At 67.2% G+C, this 19786-nt stretch carries 15 protein-coding genes and 9 pseudogenes; 10 read left to right on the top strand and 14 right to left on the bottom strand.

What is annotated here, in order from left to right:
• Positions 1-28: 28 nt before the first annotated feature.
• On the bottom strand, positions 29-1099 hold the full coding sequence (locus ACTTAI_RS08030) for a hypothetical protein (protein ID WP_444455233.1): 1071 nt from the start codon (positions 1097-1099) through the stop codon (positions 29-31).
• Between the two features lie 147 nt (positions 1100-1246).
• Between ACTTAI_RS08030 and ACTTAI_RS08025 the strand changes: the two are divergent.
• From ACTTAI_RS08025 to lexA, 5 genes and pseudogenes are all read left to right on the top strand, one after another.
• Positions 1247-1829: pseudogene (locus tag ACTTAI_RS08025) on the top strand (anthranilate synthase component II).
• The gene (gene trpD / locus ACTTAI_RS08020; protein ID WP_444455203.1) at positions 1826-2836 is read left to right on the top strand and encodes an anthranilate phosphoribosyltransferase; all 1011 of its coding nucleotides are present in this window, start codon (positions 1826-1828) and stop codon (positions 2834-2836) included. Before ACTTAI_RS08025 ends, trpD begins: the two are co-directional and overlap by 4 nt.
• Positions 2833-3627 (top strand): indole-3-glycerol phosphate synthase TrpC, encoded by a 795-nt coding sequence (gene trpC, locus ACTTAI_RS08015; protein ID WP_444455202.1) that lies wholly within the window; start codon positions 2833-2835, stop codon positions 3625-3627. The genes trpD and trpC overlap by 4 nt, the downstream gene beginning before the upstream one ends.
• Positions 3621-4092, top strand: a pseudogene (moaC, locus tag ACTTAI_RS08010) (cyclic pyranopterin monophosphate synthase MoaC). Before trpC ends, moaC begins: the two are co-directional and overlap by 7 nt.
• A 121-nt stretch (positions 4093-4213) precedes the next feature.
• A pseudogene (gene lexA, locus ACTTAI_RS08005) lies at positions 4214-4928 on the top strand (transcriptional repressor LexA).
• Here lexA and ACTTAI_RS08000 read toward each other — a convergent pair.
• From ACTTAI_RS08000 to ACTTAI_RS07990, 3 genes and pseudogenes are all read right to left on the bottom strand, one after another.
• Entirely contained in the window at positions 4922-5497 is a 576-nt protein-coding gene (locus tag ACTTAI_RS08000) for a hypothetical protein (protein WP_444455826.1), read from the bottom strand. The pseudogene lexA and the gene ACTTAI_RS08000 overlap by 7 nt on opposite strands.
• A 77-nt stretch (positions 5498-5574) precedes the next feature.
• Positions 5575-6776 (bottom strand): annotated as a pseudogene (locus ACTTAI_RS07995) (ComEC/Rec2 family competence protein); the annotation flags it as partial.
• 17 nt (positions 6777-6793) lie between these two features.
• Entirely contained in the window at positions 6794-7006 is a 213-nt protein-coding gene (locus ACTTAI_RS07990) for a hypothetical protein (RefSeq protein ID WP_444455232.1), read from the bottom strand.
• Between the two features lie 184 nt (positions 7007-7190).
• On the opposite strand from ACTTAI_RS07990, the gene gltX reads away from it, so the two are divergent.
• The 4 genes and pseudogenes from gltX to gltA all read left to right on the top strand — a co-directional run bounded on the left by gltX (position 7191) and on the right by gltA (position 9979).
• Positions 7191-8588: a glutamate--tRNA ligase gene (gltX, locus tag ACTTAI_RS07985; protein ID WP_444455231.1), complete on the top strand. Its 1398-nt coding sequence runs from the start codon at positions 7191-7193 to the stop codon at positions 8586-8588.
• 101 nt (positions 8589-8689) lie between these two features.
• Positions 8690-8968, top strand: coding sequence for a hypothetical protein (locus ACTTAI_RS07980; RefSeq protein ID WP_444455230.1), 279 nt, complete (start codon positions 8690-8692; stop codon positions 8966-8968).
• Positions 8851-9168, top strand: coding sequence for a citrate/2-methylcitrate synthase (locus tag ACTTAI_RS07975; RefSeq protein ID WP_444455712.1), 318 nt, complete (start codon positions 8851-8853; stop codon positions 9166-9168). The genes ACTTAI_RS07980 and ACTTAI_RS07975 overlap by 118 nt, the downstream gene beginning before the upstream one ends.
• Positions 9050-9979, top strand: a pseudogene (gene gltA / locus ACTTAI_RS07970) (citrate synthase). Before ACTTAI_RS07975 ends, gltA begins: the two are co-directional and overlap by 119 nt.
• A 64-nt stretch (positions 9980-10043) precedes the next feature.
• Here the strand turns inward: gltA and ACTTAI_RS07965 are convergent.
• From ACTTAI_RS07965 to ACTTAI_RS07955, 3 genes and pseudogenes are all read right to left on the bottom strand, one after another.
• The gene (locus ACTTAI_RS07965) at positions 10044-11612 is read right to left on the bottom strand and encodes a glucan biosynthesis protein (RefSeq protein WP_444455197.1); all 1569 of its coding nucleotides are present in this window, start codon (positions 11610-11612) and stop codon (positions 10044-10046) included.
• 58 nt (positions 11613-11670) lie between these two features.
• Positions 11671-12081, bottom strand: coding sequence for an NnrS family protein (locus ACTTAI_RS07960; protein ID WP_444455229.1), 411 nt, complete (start codon positions 12079-12081; stop codon positions 11671-11673).
• A 104-nt stretch (positions 12082-12185) separates the two neighbouring features.
• Positions 12186-12773: pseudogene (locus tag ACTTAI_RS07955) on the bottom strand (NnrS family protein); the annotation flags it as partial.
• A 234-nt stretch (positions 12774-13007) separates the two neighbouring features.
• Here ACTTAI_RS07955 and ACTTAI_RS07950 point away from each other — a divergent pair.
• The gene (locus tag ACTTAI_RS07950) at positions 13008-13382 is read left to right on the top strand and encodes a hypothetical protein (RefSeq protein WP_444455228.1); all 375 of its coding nucleotides are present in this window, start codon (positions 13008-13010) and stop codon (positions 13380-13382) included.
• A 212-nt stretch (positions 13383-13594) separates the two neighbouring features.
• On the opposite strand, the gene ACTTAI_RS07945 is transcribed toward ACTTAI_RS07950, so the two are convergent.
• The 7 genes and pseudogenes from ACTTAI_RS07945 to ACTTAI_RS07915 all read right to left on the bottom strand — a co-directional run bounded on the left by ACTTAI_RS07945 (position 13595) and on the right by ACTTAI_RS07915 (position 19772).
• On the bottom strand, positions 13595-13732 hold the full coding sequence (locus ACTTAI_RS07945; protein ID WP_444455227.1) for a hypothetical protein: 138 nt from the start codon (positions 13730-13732) through the stop codon (positions 13595-13597).
• Positions 13729-14223, bottom strand: a complete 495-nt coding sequence (locus ACTTAI_RS07940) for an HAD family hydrolase (protein WP_444455226.1) — start codon at positions 14221-14223, stop codon at positions 13729-13731. Before ACTTAI_RS07940 ends, ACTTAI_RS07945 begins: the two co-directional genes overlap by 4 nt.
• Positions 14223-15851 (bottom strand): FGGY-family carbohydrate kinase, encoded by a 1629-nt coding sequence (locus ACTTAI_RS07935; protein ID WP_444455225.1) that lies wholly within the window; start codon positions 15849-15851, stop codon positions 14223-14225. The genes ACTTAI_RS07940 and ACTTAI_RS07935 overlap by 1 nt, the downstream gene beginning before the upstream one ends.
• 27 nt (positions 15852-15878) lie before the next feature.
• Positions 15879-16605, bottom strand: a pseudogene (locus ACTTAI_RS07930) (SDR family oxidoreductase).
• Between the two features lie 15 nt (positions 16606-16620).
• Positions 16621-17858: pseudogene (locus ACTTAI_RS07925) on the bottom strand (sugar ABC transporter permease).
• Between the two features lie 2 nt (positions 17859-17860).
• Positions 17861-18663: pseudogene (locus tag ACTTAI_RS07920) on the bottom strand (ATP-binding cassette domain-containing protein).
• 62 nt (positions 18664-18725) lie between these two features.
• Positions 18726-19772, bottom strand: a complete 1047-nt coding sequence (locus ACTTAI_RS07915; protein WP_444455191.1) for an ABC transporter substrate-binding protein — start codon at positions 19770-19772, stop codon at positions 18726-18728.
• Positions 19773-19786 lie beyond the last annotated feature (14 nt).

The following is a 19786-nucleotide window of genomic DNA, read 5'->3' as shown; positions in this document are numbered from 1 at the left end:
TCGGCGCCAAGCGCCTTTTCCACCTGCGTCAGCAGACGGGCGTGCCCTGCAGCACCGGGGTTTCCGGTTCCACAAGCGCAATCGCCTGCGGCACGGCCTGATGCCAGGCGGCCAGCGCCACTTCCAGATCCTGCGCCGTCGCCCCTTCGGGCAGGGGATCGGCCAGCATCGCGACCTCGAGCCCGGCGTCGCGGTAGCCTTGCGCCGCCTCGGTCACGCCGGGCGCGGCGGGATCCAGCACCACCGTCACCCAATCGCCAAGCGCCGCGATCGTCTGCGGATCAAGCCCCCCCTTCAGGGTGCCGACATCGACCAGCAGCACCGTCACGCTGGGTTTGCCGGGTTTGGCGACGAAGGGCGCGGCAAAGCGCTCGAGCGCGGGGCCGGTGTCCTCGGGCGCGGGGTGCGGCACCTCGGCGGGCGCGGCCTCCGTCTTGCCGAAGGGTTTGACCGGCGTGCCGGAGGGCGGAACGGAACTCCCTGCGGCTGCGCAATCTGCGGCAGGCGGTTCACCTTCGTGCCCGCGGCCGCGGCAAAGCCCGCGCTGTCGCCCGGCACGATCACCCGGGGCCGCGCGGGGCTTTGCGGCACCACGGCACCATCCGGCATCAAGGTGATCTCGCCGCTCGCGGCGGGCGCAGGCGCAGCTTCGGCCGGGGCAGATCGGGGCCGCGGCCTCGCCCGGCGGCGGCACCGGCATCGCGGGCTCGGCCTGCGGCGGGGTCTCGAGCGCGACCGCGGGGGTTTGCGGCGGCGGCGCGATCACCGGCGGCGTTTCGGCGGTTTCGGGTTTCGCGGGCGGCTCGGTTGCCGGCGCGGGCGCGGTCTCGATGACCGGCGTCTGGGCGGGGGCGGCGGGGATGGCGGGCGTTTCCTCGGGCACGGGCGTTGCGGCGGGGGCCGCAGGCGGAGCTTCAACCCCGGTGCGGGCGAATTCGGAGGCCTCGGGCAGGGCCACGGCCTGAGACGGCGTGGCGTCGGGGGACGCAGTCTTGCCCAGACCCTGCTGCGGCAACGGCATCACCAGCGAGACCCCGCCCAGCCCCAGCCCCGAGACGACCACACCCGCAACCATGCCCTTGATCAGACCGCCAGCCATCCTGCCCCTCTTCGACCTTTTTGCCGCTTTCTGCGCGCCTAGATCGCGGCCTTGAAGGCTTGACCCCGGCCGCTTGCTCTGAACATCTATACCGCGACGCCTGACCCGGTTCACCCCCAGAATGCGGGCGGCCAGAAGGATTTGCGCATGCTCCTGCTCATCGACAACTACGACAGCTTCACCTGGAACCTGGTGCATTACTTCGGCGCGCTCGGCGCGGATGTGAAGGTGGTGCGCAACGACGCCATGGATGTGCAGGAGGCGATGGGGCTGGGTGCCGAAGCGATCGTGCTGTCCCCGGGCCCTGCGATCCGGCGCAGGCGGGATCTGCATTCCGCTGACGCTCGCCGCGGCCGAGGCGGGCGTGCCGCTGATGGGGTCTGCCTTGGCCATCAGACCATTGGCGAGGCTTTCGGCGGCAAGGTGATCCGCGCGGGCGAGATCGTGCACGGCAAGATGGGCACGATCCATCACGAGGGCAAAGGCGTCTTCGCCGGTCTGCCGAGCCCGTTTCAGGCAACGCGCTATCACTCGCTCATCGTCGAGCGGGAAAGCCTGCCCGACTGCCTTGAAGTCACGGCATGGCTCGACAGCGGCATGATCATGGGGCTGCGGCATCGCACCAAACTGATCGAGGGTGCAGTTCCACCCTGAATCCATCGCCTCCGAGCATGGCCACGCGATGCTGCGCAATTTCCTGACGGAAGCGAAAGTGAAGGTGAGCGCATGAGCGAACTCAAGCCCCTGATCGGCCTTGCCGCCGACCGCCCGCTGACCCGTGCCGAGGCCGAAACGGCGTTTGAGATCTTCTTCGAGGGCGCGGCGACGCCCGCACAGATGGGCGGGTTGCTGATGGCGCTGCGCACCCGTGGCGAGACGGTGGATGAGATCGCCGCCGCCGCCTCGGTGATGCGCTCGAAGATGCACCGGATCGCCGCGCCCGAGGGGGCGATGGACATCGTCGGCACCGGCGGCGACGGCAAGGGCACGCTGAACATCTCGACCGCGACGGCTTTCGTCGTCGCTGGCGCGGGCGTGCCGGTCGCCAAGCACGGCAACCGCAACCTGTCGTCCAAGTCGGGCGCGGCGGATGCGCTAACGGCGATGGGGCTCGACGTGATGAAGGGGCCGGAGGCCGCCGAAAAGGCGCTGGCCCATGCCGGGATCACGTTTCTCATGGCGCCGATGCACCATCCGGCGATGAAGCATATCGGCCCGGCGCGGGTCGAGCTGGGCACGCGCACAGTCTTCAACCTGCTCGGGCCGCTGACGAACCCGGGCGGGGTGAAGCGGCAGCTGACCGGGGCGTTCTCGCGCGCCTGGATCCGGCCGATGGCCGAGGTGCTGAAGGCGCTCGGCTCGGAGGCGGCCTGGCTCGTGCACGGCTCGGACGGCACCGATGAGCTCTCGATCTGCGGGGTGAGCTGGGTGGCTGCGCTGCGCAATGGCGAGATTTCGGAATTCGAGGTCCACCCCGAGGAAGCCGGTCTGCCGACGCATCCGTTCGAGGCGATCATCGGCGGCGAACCGGCCGAGAATGCGCGCGCGTTCAATGATTTGCTGGATGGCCGCAAGGGCGCTTACCGCGATGCGGTGCTGCTGAATGCCGCCGCGGCGCTGGTTGTGGCGGGCAAGGCGGGCGATCTGAAGACGGGGGCCGCGATGGCGGCGGAAAGTCTCGACTCCGGGGCCGCCAAGGCGCGTCTTGTGGCGCTGCGCGAGGTGCTGGGCGCATGACGAACATCCTCGACCGGATCAAGGCCTACAAGCTTCAGGAAGTGGCCGAGGCGAAAACCCGTGTGTCCTTGGCGGAGCTTGACGCGCAGGCCAAGGCGCAGGCGCCCTGCCGCGGCTTTGCCGAAGCTTTGCGCCAGAAGGCCGCGCAAGGCTATGGGCTGATTGCGGAAATCAAGAAGGCCTCGCCGTCGAAAGGGCTCATCCGGCCCGATTTCGACCCGCCTGCCCTCGCGCGGGCCTACGAGGCGGGCGGCGCGGCCTGTTTGTCCGTCCTGACCGACACGCCCAGCTTTCAGGGCGCGCCGGAGTACCTGATTGCGGCGCGGAACGCCTGTTCCCTGCCCGCTTTGCGCAAGGATTTCCTTTACGACACCTATCAGGTCGCCGAGGCCAGGGCCTGGGGCGCCGATTGCATCCTGATCATCATGGCCTCGGTCGAGGATGCGCTGGCGGTCGATCTGGAAGCGGCGGCGACGGGCTGGGGCATGGATGTGCTGATCGAGGTGCATGACCGCGCCGAACTTGACCGCGCGCTGAAATGGCTGAAATCTCCGCTGCTTGGGGTGAACAACCGCAATCTGAAGACCTTCGAGGTGACGCTTGATGTGACCCGCGCGCTTGCGCCGACGATCTTGGCGGAAGGGCGGGACTTGGTCTGCGAAAGCGGCATCTTCACCCCCGACGACATGGCCGCGATGGCCGCGGTCGGCGCGCGGCGCTTCCTGATCGGCGAAAGCCTGATGCGACAGGCCGATGTTGCCGCCGCCACGAAGGCGCTTCTGGCATGCTGACCCATTTCGACGCCGCGGGCAAAGCCCATATGGTCGACGTGTCCGAGAAGCTGCCGACGACCCGGGTCGCGGTGGCCGAGGGCTGCATCGTGATGGCGCCCGAAACGCTGGCGCTGGTGCTCGCGGCACGGCGGAAAGGGCGACGTGCTGGGAATTGCCCGCGTCGCGGGGATCATGGCGGCGAAGAAGACCGCCGATCTGATCCCGCTCTGCCATCCGCTGGCGCTGTCGAAAGTCTCGGTCGAGCTGACGCCCGATCCGGCCCTGCCCGGCGTGCGGATCGAGGCGACGGTGAAGACGACCGGCCCGACCGGGGTCGAGATGGAGGCGCTGACCGCCGTTTCGGGTGCGGCGCTGACGCTCTATGACATGCTGAAAGCCACCGAAAAATCGATGCATATAGAGGGGATACGGCTTTTGTCGAAAGACGGCGGCAAGTCCGGCCCCTATCGCGCGGCGCCCTGAAACCGCCACAACCCTTGCCAGTGCATTAACGCCGAGCCCGGGGGTGTCATTGACACGAAACGGGAACGGGGTTAGAACACTTGCGGAACGTCGGGCACTGACGCGAGCGGGGGGCAACCGGATGCTGACACACAAGCAATTGGAACTCTTGGATTTCATCCAAAAGCGCATGGCGCGGGATGGAGTTCCGCCCTCGTTCGACGAAATGAAGGATGCGCTGGATCTGCGCTCGAAATCGGGATTCACCGGCTGATCACGGCTCTGGAAGAACGCGGATTCATCCGGCGCCTGGCGCATCGCGCGCGGGCGCTTGAAATCGTCAAACTGCCCGAGTCGATGGAACGCGCGGCCGAGGCGGAACGCGGGCTGCAGACGCAGCCGGGCTTCAACCCGACGGTGATCCCGGGCAGCCGCATCGATCCGCCGCGCGGCTGATGGAGGTTTCGGCCGCGGCGCTGGATATCCCGATGATGGGGCGCATTGCGGCCGGTGTGCCGATCGAGGCGATTGCCGAGGTCGCGCATAACGTCACCGTTCCGGGCTCGATGCTCGCGGGGCGGGGCGAGCATTACGCGCTTGAAATCAAGGGCGATTCCATGATCGAGGCGGGGATCAACGATGGCGACATCGTGGTGATCCGCAGCCAGTCGACGGCAGAGAATGGCGATATCGTCGTCGCGCTGATCGAGGATCACGAGGCGACGCTGAAGCGCTATTACCGGCGCGGCGGGATGATCGCGCTTGAGGCCGCGAACCCGGCCTATGAGACGCGGCTTCTGCGCGAAGATCAGGTGAAGGTGCAAGGCCGTCTGGTCGGGCTTATCCGCAGCTACTGATCGCCCGCGGGCAGATCCGGCTCTGGCGCCGTCCGGTCTTCGGGCGGCCTTTTCCGTTTCAGCCGGTCAGTCCAGAGCCGGTGCCCAGCCTCGGCCCGGGCCGCGCGGCTCTGCCCCGCCGCGTCAAAGGCAAGCGCGCCGGTGCGGGCCAGCCGTCGCGCGTCGTAAAGCTGGCAATCGCCCTTGAACCCCTTGGGCGCGATCGTATCAAGAACAACCAAGGCCCCGTCCCGGCAGGCTTTTTCCAGATTTCCGAGCGCCGCCTTGCCGGTCAGATGCACAAGCGCCCTGCCCTGCCATGCGGCCTGTCTTGCCCCTTTCGGACCACTGAACCCCGTCCGAACAACGGCCTCTTTCGGCGTTACGGCATCGCCATCGGCTTCAAGCCAGCCCTCGGCGGTGAAGCTGGGCGCGGCTTTCGACAAAGCCCGCCCCTCGGGCGTCATCAGGCCGACAAGCGCGCCTTCGGGGGCGATGAGCAGCGCGGGACGCGAGGCGAGCCCCCAGCCCGCGAAGGCGAGCAACAGCACCGCGACCATCGCCGAGCGGAACGCCCCACGAGACAGCACGGCAGCGCCCGCGGCAGGGCCAGCACTGGCAGCACCCAACCGGGCGGCTCGGGCAGGAAGGTCTGCGCCCCGGCAAGACCCGCGACGAACTCGGCCACCGCCAGCACCCATTCGGTGCCGAGCCCCATCAGCCAGAGTGCCGGACCAGCCAGACCCAACGGCGCCAATAAAGCCGCGACGACCCCGGCGGGCATCACCACGATCCCCATCACCGGCACCGCGAGCAGGTTCGCGAGAATGCCGTATTGCGACATCCGCCCGAAATGCGCCGCGGCGATCGGCGCCGTCGCCAGCCCGCGATGAGCGAGGTCAGCACCAGCATGATCACCGGGCGAGCCACCCACGGCAGGCGATGATGATGCGCCGCCCAGGGTGCCGCCATCAGGATCAGCGCCACGGTCGCGGCGAAGGACATCTGAAAGCCGGGGCCGGTCAGCGCCTCGGGCCACAGAAACAAAAGGAAGATCGCCGCCAGCGCCACCGTGTGCAGGCTCAGCGCGCGCCGGTCGACAAGGATCGCCGTCAGCATCACCGCCGTCATGATCCAGGCGCGTTGCGTGGCGATATCGCCGCCCGAGACCCAAAGATAAAGCGTCGAGGCCGCCAGCGCGACGGCTGCCGCGATCTTCTTTGTCGGCCAGATCAGCGCGAAGGGGCCAATCAGCGCGAGCCCCCAGCGCAGCGCCCCGAAGACGAAGCCCGCCAGCATCCCCATGTGCAGCCCGGAAATCGACACGATGTGGTAGAGGTTCGAGGCCCGCATCGTCGCATTCGTCGCCTCGGCAATCCCCGAGCGATCGCCCGTCATCAGCGCCGCCGCGACCGCCCCGGCCTGACCACCGATGCGCGCCTGCATCGCTGCCGAAAGCCGCATCCGCATCCGATGCGCGGCCAGCCCCCAATCGTCTGCGGGCGGGGCGATCACCACCACGGGGCTGCGGGTGTAGCCAAGCGCCCCCAGCCCCTCGAACCAGGCGTTGCGGCGAAAATCCCAGGCGCCGGGGGCGATCGGCTCGGCGGGCGGGCTGAGGTGTGCGGTCGTCGCGACGCGCAGACCCGGCTCGGGCGCAAGGCGGGCGATATCGCCATGCAGCGCGATGCGGATCTTGGCGGGCCGGGCCTCGGGCGCGACCTTGGCCAGCCTGACCTGATCCAGCGTCAGCCGGATCACGTCACGGGCCGAGCGGTCGATCTCGATGATCCGCCCCTCGACCGGGCCGTAATAGTTGAAAGGAAGCACCGGAGCCGCCACCGCATGTGCGCGCCAGCTGGCCGACATCAGCCCAAGCGCGGCCATCACCAGAAGCGTCGCGGGCAGGTGCAGGAAGCCCGGGCCGCGCAGCCACAAAGCACCGCCAGCACGATCACCGCGGCAGCCGCGGCGAAGACGGGCACGCCGGGCTCGAAGGGCAGCAGGAAGTAAAGCCCGACGCCAGTCCCAAGTCCCAAAGGCGCCCAGAGCACCCAGTCGAGTTGCGCCCGATCAAGCGCCGCCAGGGGATCGGCCAAGCCCCCCCAAAGCCCCGAAAGCCGGAGCCTTGTCGCGCCGGGGTGCATGGGGGATGCCTGCGCCACTTGTCCTGTCGCCCTCTCCTGCATTAGAGAAACCCTCAAGCAAGCCTACGGGCTTCATGGTTTCCAAAAGGTTAAAACGCGCCCTCCGGCGGTCCCGGAGCCCGCAAGAAAGGCCGCAATGTCGCAAAAGATCGTCACCCGTTTCGCCCCCTCGCCCACCGGCTATCTGCATATCGGCGGCGCCCGGACGGCGCTGTTCAACTGGTTGTTTGCCCGCGGTCACGGCGGCACCTTCCTGCTGCGGATCGAGGATACCGACCGCGCGCGCTCGACCCCCGAGGCGACGGCGGCGATCCTGAAGGGGCTCGACTGGCTCGGCCTCGATTTCGACGGCGAGGTGGTGAGCCAGTTCGACCGTGCGCCGCGGCACGCCGAAGTCGCGCGCGAGATGCTGGCCCGGGGCGCCGCCTACAAGTGCTTCTCGAGCCAGGACGAAATCGAAGCCTTCCGCGAGGCCGCAAGAGCCGAGGGGAAATCGACACTGTTCCAGTCGCCCTGGCGCGACGCTGACCCGTCGACGCACCCGGATGCGCCCTATGCGATCCGCCTGAAGGCGCCGCGCGACGGCGCGACGGTGATTGCCGACAAGGTGCAGGGCGAGGTCACGGTGCGGAACGACCAGCTCGACGATATGGTTTGTTTACGCTCGGATGGTACACCTACTTACATGCTTGCCGTCGTCGTCGATGACCACGACATGGGCGTTACCCATATCATCCGGGGCGACGACCATCTGATCAACGCGGCGCGGCAGATGCAGGTGTATCACGCGATGGGCTGGGAGGTGCCGGTGTTCGCGCATATCCCGCTTATCCACGGCCCCGACGGCAAGAAACTGTCCAAGCGTCACGGCGCGGTGGGCTTGGAAGAATATCAGGCGATGGGCTACCCGGCCGCGGGCATGCGCAACTATCTGGCGCGTCTGGGCTGGAGCCATGGCGATGACGAGGTCTTCACCGACGCGCAGGCGCAGGAATGGTTCGAACTGGAAGGAATCGGCCGCGCGCCGTCGCGGCTCGATTTCAAGAAACTCGAAAATGTCTGCGGCCATCACATGGGCCAGATCGCCGAGGACGATCTGATCGCCCAGATTTCGGGCTATCTGGAGGCGGCGAACCTGCCTGCGCTGACGCAGGCTCAATCTGCGGCTTTGCACAAGGCGCTGCCCGTGGTGAAATCCGGGGCAAAGACCTTTGGTCAGCTGCTGGAAAAAGCGCGCTTCGCCCTGATTTCCCGCCCCGTCGAGATCGACGAGAAGGCGATGGGATCGCTTGATCCGGTATCCCGTGGTATACTGAAAGAATTGACGCCGCAGTTGCAAAATGCTAGCTGGGTGCGTGAGCTCGAAAGCGTGGTCGCGCGTGTGGCCGAGGCGCATGGACTGGGCCTTGGCAAGATCGCGGCGCCCTTGCGGGCAGCGCTGGCGGGACGGGCGGCAACGCCCTCGGTCTTCGACATGATGGAATTGCTGGGCCGCGAGGAAGTGCTGGCCCGGCTGAGCGATCAGGCGGCCTGAGGCCCGGCCGCCCTCTCCCGCAGCCGGTTCGTCGGGAACCGGCCCGCGGGAACCGGGAAGGATGCACCGGCGTGGCCCGCCGGATGAATGGAGAGGGAACCATGGCTGAAACGAAACGCACGGCAACGCTGACGCTTGACGGCAAGACCTACGATCTGCCGGTGCTGTCGCCTTCGGTGGGGCCGGATGTGCTCGACATCCGCAAGCTTTATGCGCAGGCCGACGTCTTCACCTTCGACCCCGGCTTCACCTCGACGGCCGCCTGCGATCGGAGATCACCTATATCGACGGCGACAAGGGTGAGCTTCTGTACCGCGGCTATCCGATCGAGCAACTGGCCGAAAAGTCGCATTACCTTGAAGTCTGCTACCTGCTGCTGAACGGCGAGTTGCCGACCGAAAAGCAGATGACCGATTTCGAGTTCCGGATCACCCGGCACACGATGCTGCACGAACAGATCCATGTTCTTCCGCGGCTTCCGCCGGGACAGCCACCCGATGGCGACGATGGTGGGTGTCGTCGGCGCGATGTCGGCCTTCTATCACGACTCTCTCGACATCAACGACCCGTGGCAGCGTGAGGTCGCCGCGATGCGGATGATCGCGAAACTGCCGACGATCGCCGCGATGGCCTACAAATATTCGATCGGCCAGCCCTTCGTCTATCCGCGCAACGATCTCGATTACGCGGCGAACTTCCTGCACATGTGCTTCTCGGTCCCCGCCGAACCCTATGTGGTGAAACCGGAACTGGCCAAGGCCATGGACCGGATCATGATGCTGCATGCCGATCACGAACAGAACGCCTCGACCTCGACGGTGCGTCTGGCGGGCTCTTCGGGGCGAACCCTTTGCCTGCGTCGCGGCCGGGATCGCCTGCCTTTGGGGTAAGCGCATGGCGGTGCGAACCAAGCCTGCCTCGAGATGCTGCGCGAAATCGGCTCGGTGGAGCGCATTCCGGAATATATCGCCAAAGCCAAGGACAAGAACGACCCGTTCCGCCTGATGGGCTTTGGCCACCGCGTCTACAAGAACTTCGACCCGCGCGCCAAGGTGATGAAGGAATCGGCCGACGAGGTGCTCGACCTGCTCGGCGTGCACGACAACCCGATCCTGCAGGTCGCCAAGGAACTGGAACGGATCGCGCTCGAGGACGAATATTTCGTCTCGAAGAAACTTTACCCGAACGTCGACTTCTACTCGGGGATCATCCTCGAGGCGATGGGCTTCCCGACCGCGATGTTCACCCCGATTTTTGCGCTCTCGCGCACGGTGGGCTGGATTTCGCAATGGAAGGAAATGCTCGGCGATCCGACGGGCAAGATCGGCCGTCCGCGCCAGCTTTACACCGGCAAGGTGCAGCGCGACTACGTTCCGGTGCCGAGCCGCTGAGCGACGCGTCAGAAACGAACAAGGCCGGGGGAAACCCCGGCCTTTTGCATCAGCGGTGCGGCGCTTACCGCAGCCGCTCGATCTGCGCAGGATGCAACACCCCGGCCCAGGTCTCGCTCAGCGCCCGACCGCCGCGCTTGATCGTGGCCAGCAGATCGACCGTCTCGGTGCCGGGTGCGGTCTTCACGTCGAAAACGAGCCGCCAGCGGTCGGTGCCGCGGATCGGATGGGCGAAGGGGTTGATGATCTCGACCCCCTTCGGCGCTGTGATCGCAGGCTGCACGGCATCGGCCTCGCCCAGGCCTTCCAGCGCCGGGCCTTCGAAATCCAGCACCACCTTGATCTGATCCTTCGGCAACGACTGGCCCGGATTGCCCCCCGCGCCGATGCGACTGTCCACCACCTGCGCCAGATCGGTTTGCAGCGGCGCCTTGTCGACCCAGTGCAGGGTGTAGTCGAAACGCAGCTCCTGCCCCGGCGCGGGCAGGGTCTCGGGCGTCCAGAAGGCGACGATATTGTCGTTCGTCTCGTCATGCGTCGGCAGCTCGACCAGCGTCACCGCCCCCCTGCCCCAGTCCGAGGTCGGTTCGACCCAGACCGTGGGACGGCGGTCATACCAGACGCCATCATCCTGATAATGATCGAAATTCCGGTCGCGTTGCACAAGACCGAAGCCCTGCGGCGCGGGCCCGGCAAAGCGCGTGGTGACGATCTTGCCCGGCGCATCGAGCGCGCGCCAGATCGGCGTGCCCTCGGCCGGTGCGATCAACAACCCGTCGCTGTCATGCACCTCGGGGCGCCAGTCGAGCGATTGCAGCCGGTTCGTCTCGGAATACCAGAACATCGAGGTCAGCGGCGCGATGCCGAGCCGCGCCACCGGCTTGCGCAGGTAAAGACGGCTTTCGACCGCCATCACCTGCCCCTGCCCCGCGCGGTTGGTGATCACCATCCGCCAGACCCCGGCCAAGCTGCGCCCCTCGACCAGCGCGGTGACGATCGCCTGCCCCTCGGGCGCGTCTTCCAGATAGACCTCGGTGAAGCGGGGGAATTCCTCGCCCGAGGGCAGGCCAGTATCGACGGCGATGGCCCGCGCCGAAAGACCGAATTGGCTCAGCGCCCCCTCGGTCCGGAAGTAGGAGGCGCCAAGGAAGGAGATCCAGTCACCCGAAAGATCCGGGCGCAGGATGCGGAAGCCCGCGAAGCCCGCATCGGGCGCAAGATCATGCGCCGGGCTGTCGTCGGGCATGTCGAAGAGGTCGGGGGAATAGACGACCTCGCGCGCCGCGCCGTTATGCACGGCAAACATCTTCACCGGCTGGCGGAAATAGGTGCCCATGTGGAAGAACTGCACCGGCACGCCGTCCTGATGCAGGGTCTTGTCCTTGCGGTAGCGAATTTTCCAATGCGCGTCGAAATCGATGCGGGCGAGCACCTCGGGCTGGCGCGGCGGGCTGGGCACATAGGGCGCGCGGGCGATCACGGCGGCGCGGGCGGCCAAGGCGTCAAAGCTGAAGGGCGCGGGCGCGGCAAGGGTCGGGCCTTCGGTGGGCGTCTCGGCCCATGTCGCGGGGGCGATGGGGGCGAGCAGCGCAAGCGCCGCACTGGCCGCGAAGAAAAGGGGGCGCAGGGTCACGGCAGGCTCCTTTGCTTCTGGCCGGGTGCCCACCGAAAGACAGGAAATCCCGCGCCGATCAAGGGTTTGCGCGGCCCCCAAAGGCGGGCGCGTAGCTGAGGGCGAAAAGCGCGAAGGCAAGGCACCAGAGCGCGGCGGCGGCAAGGGTGCCGGGGCCATAGGCCTCGGCGAAGCTGGCGGCGCTCCAGCGCGCAAGGGCCGCAAACGGCAGCAGCGCATAGGCGAGCGCAACGGGGCGCGGCGCGACAAGCGGGCGGCCGGTCTGGGCCAGCGTCGCGCGGCTCATCACGGCCAGGATCATGCCGCCGACGCCTGCAATCGCGCTGACATGCAGCGCGCCGATTTCCTCGCCCCAGCCAAAGGCCGCCGCCCCCTGCAAAAGCGCACCGATCCCGGTGCCAAGCATCGCCAGATGCAGTGCGGCAAGGAGCGGGTTCTGCGCCACGGTCCGGCTGCGCCAGAAGGCCATCCGCAGCAGCTGCGTCGCCCCAGCGCCAGCTGCGCGGCTCCGGTCAGCGTGTCGGAGAGCGCAAGACTGGCCGAGATCGCCGCCAGACAGGCCGCCGCGGTGGCGCCCCGATCCAGAACCGCGAATGTGCGCGGCAGCGCCGCGGCCCCGACACCCGCGCGGGTCAGCGCGTTACGGGTGAATTGCGGGGTGATCTTGCCGCCAAGCGCCACGATCAGCGCGACCAGCGCCGCAAGCCCGCCGCGCAGCCCCGCCGTGGCATCGCCGCCCGGCAGATCAAGCCATTCGAGCAGCACCCGCCCCTCGGACAGGGTCATCAGCGCCAGCAGCGCCAGATACAGCCCCTCCTGCGATGCGGGACGGCGGATCAGCTGCCGCGCCATCCGCTCGGTCAAAAGCACAAGGAAGGCCAGAACCAGACCCGCGGCCAAGAGCGGCGGCACCCAGCCCCAAAGCAGCACCGCACCACGGCCCGCAAGCCAAAGCCCCGCCATCGCCGCAATGAAAACCCGCCCGGCGACGGGCTTTCCGGTCCAGTTCGGCGCGGCGGTCAGAAAGAACCCCGCCGTCGCCGCCATGCCGAAACCGAAGATCAGCTCATGCGCGTGCCAATGGCTCGGCGCGAGCGCAGTCGGCAGATCGAACCCGACGCCGAACTGATTTTGCCACAGCCACCAGAGCCAGAGCGCCATCGCCCCCAGTGCCCAAAGCGCGGCCAACAGGAAGAAGGCGCGGAAAGATTCGGAGAACAGACGGGCAAGGGCGGTCATCGGCAGTCCATCGCAGGGTCGGTTGCGGTGGTGCGGCCCGGCGCGGGGGCTGTCAAGGGCGAGGATGCGCCAATTGGCCCGCCCCGGATCGATCCGCCAGGGCTTGCCCCGCGGCCCCCGCCTTGTCAGGAAGAGAAAACCCTGCCGGAGACCCCGATGTCGCGACCGCTGTCCCTGACGATTGCCGCCCCGATTGCCACGCTGTTCGGCCTTGTCACGATCTTTTCGGGCGGGCGGGTGCTTTTTGGCGGCGCCGACATGGGGGCAGTGGTGCCCTTCGTGCTGTGGTTCAATTTCGGCGCGGGCTTCGCCTATGTCGCCGCCGGTCTCGGGCTGTGGCGCGGTGCGGGCTGGGCACGCTGGCTGGCGTTTGCCCTTGCCGTCTCGACCGGGATCGTCTTTGCCGCTCTGCTTGCGCATGTGCTCGAGGGCGGCGCCTATGAGCCGCGCACGCTGGCGGCGATGATGCTGCGTCTCAGCCTCTGGTCGGCCATCGCGACGCTTGCCCTGCGCACCGCGCCTTGGCGCTGAAAGACGGGGTCCGCCCCAAGGCGTAAGCCTGTGGCATACCCTTTGGTTTATGCGCCTCACCCGAAGGCCGCTTCCGAGGGCTCCGACACCACCGCAGAAATGGTGATCCAGGTGAACGCTCTTCATGATCTCATCACGACCGATTTCGCGTTGTCAGCAAACAGTCTTCCTGCGGCTGCGTGACGGCGGGTCAGGAACGCCGCGTGGCGCGGTCAGACCTTGGACAAAAGCACCTGCAAATCCGCGAAGGGTGCCCAATCGCCCTTTTCGCCCTCAAACCAGGGCATCATGTAGGTCGCAATCCCGGCCGCCTGCGCCGCCGCAAGACCGGCGCTGCTGTCCTCGATCACCGCCGCCGCCGTTGCAAGCACGCCAAGCCGCGAAAGTGCCAGCAGATAGGGTCGGGATGCGGCTTGCCGCGCGCGACATCATTGCGGCTGACCGTGACGACCGAGCCGGGGGCAAGACCGAGCCGGGTCAGGTTCGCCTGCAAGATCCCCTCGGGCGAGTTCGAGACGATCGCTTGATCCAGCCCCGCCGCCTCGGCCCGCGCCCAAAGATCGGTGGCGAGCGCGAAGGGCTGCACCTCCTCGATCCGCGCGAGATAGGCGGCGAAGCGACGCTCCGACCAGGTGGCGAAATCGGCCTGCAAGCCGTGGTCAGACACGAGGATCGCATGGATCGCATCCTCGCTCTTGCCGATCAGCCCGTCGTGGAAATCCTCGGGCAGGGCCAGCCCGCAGGACCGCGCCGCATCGACGAAGGAGCGGCGATGCACCGGCTCGCTGTCGACCAGCGTGCCGTCCATGTCCCACAGAAGCGCGCGAAGGGGCAAGCTCATCATGCCTCCCGCAGCGCGGCGTCGCGGGCAAGCGCCTGAAACTTCTCGAAAAGCGCGAAACGGGCGTCGTGATAGGCGCGCGTTTCCTCGCCGCCCGGCGCATAGCGCCGCGCGATGCGCGACATCTGCGCCATCGCGGTCGCCACATCCGGCGCCGCCCCCGGCCACCGCGCCAGGATTGCCGAGCCAAGCAGAACCGGCTCTTCGGTCTGCGGCGCGGCCACCGTCACGCCGGTCGCATCGGCGAGGATCTGGCGCACCAGATCCGACCGCCCTGCCCCGCCGCTGATCACGATCGTCGAGACCGAAGCCCCACGTTTCGCCTGCACCTCGATGATCTGGCGCAGCCCGTAGCCGAGCCCGCAGATCCCCGCGATGTAAAGCGCGACCAGATTGTCGATGTCATCCTCCATGCCGAGCCCCGCGATGATCGCGCGGGTATAGGGGTCGGCATGCGGCGCGCGGTTGCCCAGAAATTCGGGGACGACATGCAACCCGTCGGCCAGACGGGCCGCGTCACCTCCCGCGCCCCCACCAAGGCCTCGGCGCGCGCGCTGAGCCAGGCGGGGAGGGAAAGCCCGGCACGGGAAGCCGCGGTCGAGGCCTCGGCGGAGGCGGGATGGAACCGCAGAAGCTGATCGATCGCAGCCCCGGCGGCAGACTGACCGCCTTCGTTGAGCCAGGCCCCCCGGCACCATCGCCGAGTAATAGGGGCCCCAGACGCCCGGAACGAAGACGGGTTCTTCGGTCGTGGTCATGGTGCAGGAAGAGGTGCCGAAGACATAGGCGAGGTTTGCCACAGCCCCCCCCTCGCCCGCGGCGCCGACGGTGCCGACGCCGCCCGCATGGGCATCGATCAGCCCGGCAGCGACGGGGGTGCCGGGCAGAAGGCCCAAGTCTCGCGCAGCGGCCTCGGTCAGACCGGCGCCAAGGGCGGTGCCGGGCATCACGACCTCGGTGCCGATGCGGGCAAAGCCTTCGTCGGCCAGTTCCGAAAGCCCGATCTGGCGGAAATAGCTTTCGTCCCAGCGGCTTTCGTGGCCCATATAGGTCCATTTGCAGGTGACGGTGCAGATCGAGCGCGCCCCCGAGCCCGTCGCCTTCCAGGTCAGGAAGTCGGTCAGGTCAAAGAAATGCCCAGCGGCGTCGAAGTCGGCACGGCGGTGTTCCTTGAGCCACAAAAGCTTCGGCGTCTCCATCTCGGGCGAGATCCGGCCGCCGACGTAATCCAGCACCCGGTGTTTCGTCGCGTTGATCCGCTCGGTCTGCGCGGTGGCGCGGTGATCCATCCAGACGATCACGTTGCGCGCGGGATCGTTCGAGGGGCCGACCGGCAGCGGCCGACCCTCCGGGTCCAGCACCACCAGCGAACAGGTGGCGTCAAAGCCGATCCCGGCGATATCCGACGCCGAAAGCCCCGCCGCCTTCAGCGCGCCCTGCACCGAACGGCCGACTGCCGCCCAGATCTCGTCGCTCGATTGCTCGACGACCGAGCCTTCCTCGCGGAAGAGCGTGATCGGGTGGTGATCGGTGCCAAGCAACTGCCCGGTCAGGTCAAAGACCCCGGCGCGGGCAGAGCCGGTGCCGACATCGACACCAATGAGATGGCGGGCGTTAGGTGCGGACATGGGAAATCCTCCGGGCTGGCCGTGGGGTCAGAGATCGACGCTGTTGGGCAACAGCACGAGGTCGCGCACGACGACGCCGCGGTTGCGGCTGAGCATGAAGAGCACCGCCTCGGCGACTTCGCGCGCCTGCATCAGCGAGCCATTGGCCAGGGCTTCCTCCATCTTCGCCTTCGGCCAGTCGTCCAGAAGCGCCGTCACCACCGGGCCGGGCAGCACCGCGCCCATGCGGATGCCATGCGGCGCCACTTGGCGGCGGGTGGCATGCAGGAAGGCCTGCACCGCGAATTTCGAGGCGGTGTAGACGGGTTCCCAGACCACCGGCACCACCCCCGCGACGGAGGAGGTGAAGATGATGTCGCCGGTCTTGCGCGCGATCATGTGCGGCAGCACCGCGTTCACCGTGCGGAAGGCGGCGTTGATGTTCAGATTGAGCACCTTGTCCCAGACATCCGGGTTGCCCTCGGCGGCGGGGCCACCGACATAGGCGCCCGCATTGGCGTGGAAGATGTCGAGATCGCCGACCAGATCACGGATCGCGGGCAGCATCCCGAGACCGCCTTGCCGTCAAACAGATCAAGGGACAGCGGATGGGCGCCGGGTCCGATCTCGGCGCAGGCTGCGGCCAGTTTCGTCTCGTCGCGGTCGATCAGCACGACCTGCGCGCCTTCCTCGACCAGAATTTTCGCGCAAGCGAGGCCGATGCCGAGGCGGCGCCGGTGATGGCGGCGGTTTTGCCCTGCATGAGGTTTGTCATTCTATCCTCCGGTTGTCAGGCGCGGCCGTGGCTGGCGCGCGATTGCCGTGCGAGCGAGTCGATGATCACGGCGATGGCCAGAACCGCCCCGGTGATCATGTAACGCAGCGACGAGCTGAGATTGAGAAGGGTGAGGCCGTTCGAGATCGACTGGATCACGAGCACGCCGAGAAGGGCTGCCCAGGCCGAGCCGCGACCGCCAAAGAGCGATGTGCCCCCGATCACGGCTGCGGCGATGGCATTCAGGTTCACGTCCCCGTCCCCGCCTGCTGGCTGGCCGTGGCCAGACGCGCGGCCGAGAAGACGCCACCAAGGGCTGCGAGCGGGCCAAGCATGAAGGCGGTCAGGCGGATGCGTTTCACCTTGATGCCCGAGCGCCGCGCCGCCTCGATATTGCCGCCGACGGCGAACATCGACCGGCCCCATTTCGTGCGGGTCAGCGCATATTGCATCGCCGCGACGCAGAGCACGAAGACGACGAACATGAAGGGCACACCGCGGCCAAGGTTCAGATAGGCGACGGCGCCTTCAAGCAGAACGGTCACGGCGCCCGCCTTGACCAGCACGACACTGGCGCTGGTGGAGAGGTTTGCCGCCGCCCGTGCCTTCATCTGCCGAAAGCCGAACCACAGGATGCCAAGTCCGGGCACCAGCGCCAGCGCGTAAGAAGCCCAGTCCGGCATGATCAGGATTTGTCCGAAGCGGACAAGGAACGAGGCGTAAGGCAGGTTGATCGAGCCGGTCGGCCCGAGGATGTAAAGCTGCATCCCCAGAAGCGCGAGCAGCCCCGACAGGGTGGAGACGAAGCTCGGCATGGTGAAGCGGTTCAGAAGCGTCGCATAGGCCGCCCCCATCACCGCCCCGGCCGTCAGCGCGGCGAGAAGCGCCAGCGGCAGCGGCAGGCCCATGTTCACCCAAAGAACGCCGACCAAAGCCGAGGCAAGGCCGCTCATCGAGCCGACCGAAAGGTCGATCTCGCCCAGAAGCAGCACCATCACGATGCCAAGCGAGATGAACCCCACCGCGGCAGCATCGAACAGCAGGTTGACGAGGTTGTTGGGCAGCAGGAAGACCGGATTGAGCGCGGTGAAAACGAGCGAGATCAGGATCAGCCCCACCACCACCGGCAGGATGCCCAGATCGCCCGAGCGGATGCGGTCGACAAAGGCGCGCGCGGCGCCGGAAAGCCCGGTATCGGCCCGCACCCGCGCATCGGCGCGGTCATAGGCGGGTTTCGGAGTGTCGGGTTTCATGCTCATTGCTGGGCCCTTGTTCTTTCGATGGCATCACGGCGGGCGGCGACATTGTCATCGGCGCCCATGATCGCCGCCACGATCTGCTCGCGCGTGGCGTCCTTCGGGAAGGTGCCGTTGTTGCGACCGAGCCGCAGCACCGCGATGCGGTCGGACACGGCGCGGACATTGTCCATGTTGTGCGAAATCAGGATCACGCCATAGCCGCGGTCGCGCAGGCGTTCGATCAGGTTCAAGACCTCGGCGGTCTGCGCCACGCCCAAAGCCGCTGTCGGCTCGTCGAGCATGACGATCTTCGGCTCGAGAGCAGCGAGCGGGCGATGGCCACGGTCTGGCGCTGCCCGCCCGAAAGCGAGGCGATGGGTTCGCGCACGGACGGGATCCGGGCGGCAAGCTCTCCCAGAAGCTGCCAGGCGCGGACCTCCATCTGCACTTCGTCCAGCGCCCAGGGCGAAAGTTCCTGCCCGAGGAACAGGTTCGCCACCACATCGAGGTTTTCGCACAGCGACAGATCCTGAAACACCGTCGAGATGCCCAACGTCAGCGCTGCCGAGGGGCTGTCGATGCTGACCGGCCGCCCCATGAATTCGATCGTGCCCGAGGTGGGCTGGAACACGCCCGCAAGGATCTTGATCAGCGTGCTTTTCCCCGCGCCGTTGTCGCCGACCAGCGCCACCACCTCGCCCGCATGGACGTCCAGGTCGATGTCGCTCAGCGCCGAAACCGCGCCGAAGGTCTTGGTAATCCCGCGCAGGCGCAAGATCGGCTCGCGGCCTGCCGCAAGCGTTGCGTCTTTCACAGCCATCAGGCTCTCTCCTCCCCCTTGGCGGCGCAGGCAGTTGCCCGCCTGCGCCAGTCCTTCACAGCTTACTCGATCCCGAGCGCCTTGCAGCCCTCGGCATATTCGCCGGTGCAGATCTCGGCGGCAGTCTGAATGCCCTTGTCGAAGATCTCGGCCTTGATGTTTTCCTTGGTCACGACGGCCGGAACGAAAAGTTCCGAGGGCGTGTCGTAAAGCGTGGTTTTCGGCGCGGGCGTTTCGCCCTTGAGGAAGGTCACGGTCACGTTCGCCGCCGCTTCGGCCACGATTTCCGAGGGTTTCGAGATCGTGTTGTATTGATCGCCCGCGATGATCAGCTGCAGCGCCGCGATGGTGGCGTCGTTGCCGGTGACCGGCGGGATCGGATCGACGCCCGCGGCCTTGAGCGCGGCAATCGCGCCGCCGCCGGTGCCGTCGTTCGCCGCGACGATGCCCTTGATCTGATCGCCAAAGCGGGTGATCTGCCCGGCGGTCCATTCCTGCGCTTTCGGCGGCGCCCAATCCGGCGTGTCGAATTCCGAAAGCTTCGTATAGGCGGATTCTTCCAGCGCGCGGTGGATACCGTCCCGGATCAGACCGGCGGCCGCATCGGTCGGCGAGCCGTTGATCTCAAGCACCCCCGCGCCATCCGGCACACCCGAGGCCTTCATGTGATCGACAAGCGATTTCGCGATCGCATAGCCGATGCCTTCGTTGTCGAAGGAGACGTAGTAATCGGCCGGTTTCGCCGGGATCGGGCGGTCATAGGCGATGACCTTGACGCCTTGCGACTGCGCGATCTCGACCAGGTTCGCCGCGGCGGCGCTGTCGACCGGATCGAGCACGATCACCTTGGCGCCTTGCGCGATCACCGAGTTGAACTGCTGCTGTTGCAGCGCCACATCGGCATTGGCGTTCTGATAGATCACCGTGCACTCGGCGCAGAGCTTGTCCATGGCCGCCTTGAAGCCCGGGAAATCGTGCTGTTCGTAGCGGGTCGAGGCCTGGTCGGGCATCAGGAACGCCACGGTGGCGGCTTCCTGCGCACTTGCGGCAGCACCGAAGAAAGCTGCAACGAGAACCGAAGCCCCCGCCAGCGAAATCGTCTTGTTCATCCTGGTCTCCTCCT

Origin of the sequence: Rhodobacter capsulatus, from assembly GCF_052363175.1 — a bacterium.
Classification (GTDB): domain Bacteria; phylum Pseudomonadota; class Alphaproteobacteria; order Rhodobacterales; family Rhodobacteraceae; genus Rhodobacter; species Rhodobacter capsulatus_D.
Note: the sequence above shows the minus strand (reverse complement) of the source record. Positions and strands in the feature narration are given on the sequence as shown.